The 3,653-nt window shown below is 70.7% G+C and carries 4 protein-coding genes; 1 reads left to right on the top strand and 3 read right to left on the bottom strand.

The genetic code is table 11. The annotated features are described in order from the left end of the window. Window positions 1-90 precede the first annotated feature (90 nt). From AC069T_RS34945 to AC069T_RS34935, 3 genes are all read right to left on the bottom strand, one after another. On the bottom strand, window positions 91-594 hold the full coding sequence (locus tag AC069T_RS34945) for a GNAT family N-acetyltransferase (RefSeq protein ID WP_478786560.1): 504 nt from the start codon (window positions 592-594) through the stop codon (window positions 91-93). Between the two features lie 45 nt (window positions 595-639). After that, window positions 640-1,146, bottom strand: coding sequence for a sigma-70 family RNA polymerase sigma factor (locus AC069T_RS34940; RefSeq protein WP_478786559.1), 507 nt, complete (start codon window positions 1,144-1,146; stop codon window positions 640-642). 74 nt (window positions 1,147-1,220) lie between these two features. Then, a complete protein-coding gene (locus AC069T_RS34935) occupies window positions 1,221-2,381 on the bottom strand; it encodes a glycerophosphodiester phosphodiesterase (RefSeq protein ID WP_478786558.1) in 1,161 nt (386 codons plus the stop codon). A gap of 480 nt (window positions 2,382-2,861) precedes the next feature. On the opposite strand from AC069T_RS34935, the gene AC069T_RS34930 reads away from it, so the two are divergent. Further along, window positions 2,862-3,533 (top strand): lysophospholipid acyltransferase family protein, encoded by a 672-nt coding sequence (locus tag AC069T_RS34930; protein WP_358856030.1) that lies wholly within the window; start codon window positions 2,862-2,864, stop codon window positions 3,531-3,533. Window positions 3,534-3,653 lie beyond the last annotated feature (120 nt).

Here is a 3,653-nt window from a genome sequence, read left to right as displayed (position 1 = left end):
GCGGTGCAGTCCTAGACAGCTCCACCACACCGGAGGTCTTCGCCATGATCAAGCACCGGCGAGTGTCAACAACGCTCGTGATCAATACACCTAGGCGCTGGCGGCGAAGGCGCTCGCGTCGGCGTCCTTCGCCAGGGTGATGAGGGTGAGGCGCTCGTCGACGCGCCTCGTGGAGACCGGGGCGTAGCCGTGCTTGCGGTACAGGCGCAGGTTGTGCTCGCTGCGGTGACCGGTGAACAACTGGTAGGACTTGGCGGCGCCGTCCGCGCCGAGCCGGGTCTCGATGGCGGAGAGCAGGCGGCCGCCCAGGCCGTGGCGCTGCATGCGCGGGTGGACGATGAGCTTGCCGATGCGTGCCGTCCCTTCGGCGTCGACGGTGCCGCGCACCGAGGCCACCACCTCGTCCCCGAGCCGGGCCACCAGCACCGCCCCCTGGGCCAGTTCGGCCCTGAGCGAGTCCAGCGACTGGGTGAGGGGTTCGATGCGGTAGTCGCCGTACAGCTCGGCCTCGCTCTGGTAGCAGAGGTACTGCAACTTCAGGATCTGTTCGGCTTCCTGGTCGGTCGCCCCCGAGATGGTCACGCTCATGCCCATGTGTGCATGCCTCCCGCTCACCTGTTTACCGGTTGTCCCCCACTCCTATCCCCGTGCTTCGTGGGCCGCAACCTCCGGGGAGAGCAATCGACGCAGACATCCCAGGCATCTGGAACGTTCCGGTCCCAGGCTCCCCTGTGAGATACCCAACTCGCCTGCGATCTCCCGGTAGGTCAGGTCCCGGGGTGAGAGCAGCGCCGCCATGAGGCGGGGGCAGCGGCCGGGCAGCCGGCGGACGGCGTCGTGGAGGGAGCGGTGCCGGGCCGCGCTGAGGGCGTGCTGTTCGGGGCCGGGCCGCTGGTCGTCCGCGGGTTCGGCTCCGTACGACCTTTCGAAGCGGGCCGTGCGGCGGCTGCGGCGGGCCTCGGAGCGCACGGCGCGGCGCAGCCAGCCCTGCGGGTCGGCGGGCACCCCGTCCGTGTCGAGGCGCTCCAGGAGGCGCACCCAGACCGCCTGTTCGAGGTCGCCCGGCTCCGCTCCGGTCGCGTGTGCCTCGGCCGAGGCCTCCGCGGCGAGCAGCGGGCGCAGCGTGGCAACCATCTCGTGTGTCATGTGCGGCACGACGCGGCCGCCCCGGCGCGAGGTTGCCGGGGCGGCCGGGTGTCACCCCATCCGGGGTGGGGCGGTCATCCGTTGACGAAGTCCTCGCGGGCGAGGAGTGCGGTGTCCGGGTTGTCGGAGAAGACGCCGTCGATGCCGGTCTCGAAGTACGTCCGGAAGGCGCCGAAGGCGTCGCCGTAGGCGTTCGGGTCGGTGCCCTTGCGGAAGTTCGCCGGCAGGAAGGTGTTCTCGTTGCGCATCGTGTACGGGTGCAGGATCAGGCCCGCCGCGTGTGCGTCGCGGACCAGCGTGGTCGGCGTGGTGAGGTTGCCGCTCGCGTCCTTCGGAATGATCAGGTCGAGCGTGGGCCCGATGCCCTGCGCGTACGACGCGATCTCCTTCAGGCCCTCGGGCTTGACCAGGTCGGCGACCGTGCGCGGGTCGCCCGTGTCGACGAAGTCCCAGGGGCGGCTGCCGGCGCCGGACAGGAGCACGGCGAGCGGGTTGCCGACGAGCTTGTTCATCCGCTGGATGCTGGTCGGCTCGAAGGACTGGATGATGACCGGCGAGTTCTTCCTGTCCTTGCCGTGCTTGCGCAGCAGCCTGGCGAGCCGTTCCTCGGTGCCGAGGCCCAGCTTGCGGAAGTAGGTGGGGTGCTTGAGCTCGGGGTAGATCCAGACCTGCTTGCCGCGCTTGCGGGTCTGCTCGTCCTGCCAGCGGAGCACCTCTTCGAAGGTGGGGATGTCCCAGCGGCCGTTGTAGAGGGTGTTGCGCTGCCGGGTGCCGGGGATGCGTTCGACCGCGCGGAGCGTCTTCAGCTCGGCGAGCGTGAAGTCCTCGGTGAACCAGCCGGTGGTGGTGACCCCGTCGAGGCTCTTGGTGGTCCTGCGGTCGGCGAACTCGGGGTGCGCCGAGACGTCGGTGGTGCCGCCGATCTCCGGCTCGTGGCGGCACACGAGGTGTCCGTCCTTGGTGGGCACCAGGTCGCCGGCCTCGACGACGTCCGCCCCCAGGTCGAGGGCCAGCTCGTACGAGCCGAAGGTGTGTTCCGGCCGGTAACCGCTGGCCCCCCGGTGTCCGATGACGGTCGGCTTGGGCAGGTTCCGGTAGCCGCCTCCGTGCCGCTCGCCGGCGCTCGCCGTGCCGGGCAGTCCGAGGACCGCCCCGCCCGCTCCGAGCACCGCCGCGCCGAGCAGTGCCCGTCGCGCCGTGCCCCGCCCCTGCTCGTCCGATTCCTGCGTCCCCATGAGCACTCCTCCGCCGTACCGCGCTGCGCCTGTTCGAAGCGGGACGATCGTAGGTGCCCGCGGGTGACGGGAGGGAGACCTCGGACGGAACACGTGGGTGGCTCCGGATGTCCTGCGGGGTGCGTGAGTTGACGGTCCGCCGGGTTGGGGGCCGCGGGCACGGGTACCCGGTCGGTGCTCGCCCCGGCCGTCCTGCTCGCGTGGGGTGGCCGAGTCCCGGGGATCCGGTGGCGCCGGCGGCGGCGGGTGTCACCGACGGGGAGTCCCGCGCTTCCCGGGGCGCACGGCGGGCGGCGACTCGCGCGACGTCCGTCACATGTTTTCCCGCCCGGCGGCCCTTCCCGGGGCGCCGCCCGCAGGTAAACGTGCGTCAACACCGCGTATCCGTTCGGTGAACCCGATGTGCAATCACCGGGCGGCCGCGAGTATCGTCCTCACCTGCACATACTTCATACCGATCCCTTGACACAGGAGGGCCCGTTGTCCCGCTTCGTGCTCATCAAGGCAGTGCTCGGACCGATCATGCGCCTGATGTTCCGCCCACGGGTGGAGGGCGTGGAGCACATCCCCGGCGACGGTCCCGTCATCCTGGCCGGCAATCACCTCACGTTCATCGACTCGATGATCCTTCCGCTGGTCTGTGACCGGCAGGTGCTGTTCATCGGCAAGGACGAGTACGTCACCGGCAAGGGCTTCAAGGGCCGGCTGATGGCCTGGTTCTTCACCGGCGTCGGCATGATCCCGGTCGACCGGGACGGCGCCAACGGCGGCGTCGCGGCGCTGATGACCGGCCGCCGCATCCTGGAGGAGGGCAAGGTCTTCGGCATCTACCCCGAGGGCACCCGCTCCCCCGACGGCCGTCTCTACCGCGGCCGCACCGGCATCGCGCGGCTGACCCTGATGACCGGCGCTCCCGTCGTCCCGTTCGCGATGATCGGCACCGACAAGCTGCAGCCCGGCGGTGCCGGCATCCCGCGTCCCGGCCGTGTCACGGTCCGCTTCGGCGAGGCGATGGAGTTCTCCCGGTACGAGGGCATGGACCGCGACCGCTATGTGCTGCGGGCGGTGACCGACTCGGTGATGACCGAGGTCATGCGCCTCTCGGGCCAGGAGTACGTCGACATGTACGCCACGAAGGCGAAGGCCGCGTAGCCGCTCGGGCCAGGAAGGGGGCCGGGGGAGGCCCCCGCACCAGCTGGGGCGCCCTGCCTCGTCCCTTTTCGACCGGTCCCCCGACCACCACACGAGTCTCCCCCCACCTTCTCGCCAGCG

Source organism: Streptomyces sp. NPDC043867, from assembly GCF_056435845.1.
The sequence above is the reverse complement of the archived record's forward strand: the minus strand, read 5'-3'. Positions and strand labels throughout refer to the sequence as shown.

Excerpts from the sequence above, each read along its gene's own strand:
- AC069T_RS34945 (WP_478786560.1), bottom strand. The coding sequence starts at position 594 with ATGGGCATGAGCGTGACCATCTCGGGGGCGACCGACCAGGAAGCCGAA.
- AC069T_RS34940 (WP_478786559.1), bottom strand. The coding sequence starts at position 1,146 with ATGACACACGAGATGGTTGCCACGCTGCGCCCGCTGCTCGCCGCGGAG.
- AC069T_RS34935 (WP_478786558.1), bottom strand. The coding sequence starts at position 2,381 with ATGGGGACGCAGGAATCGGACGAGCAGGGGCGGGGCACGGCGCGACGG.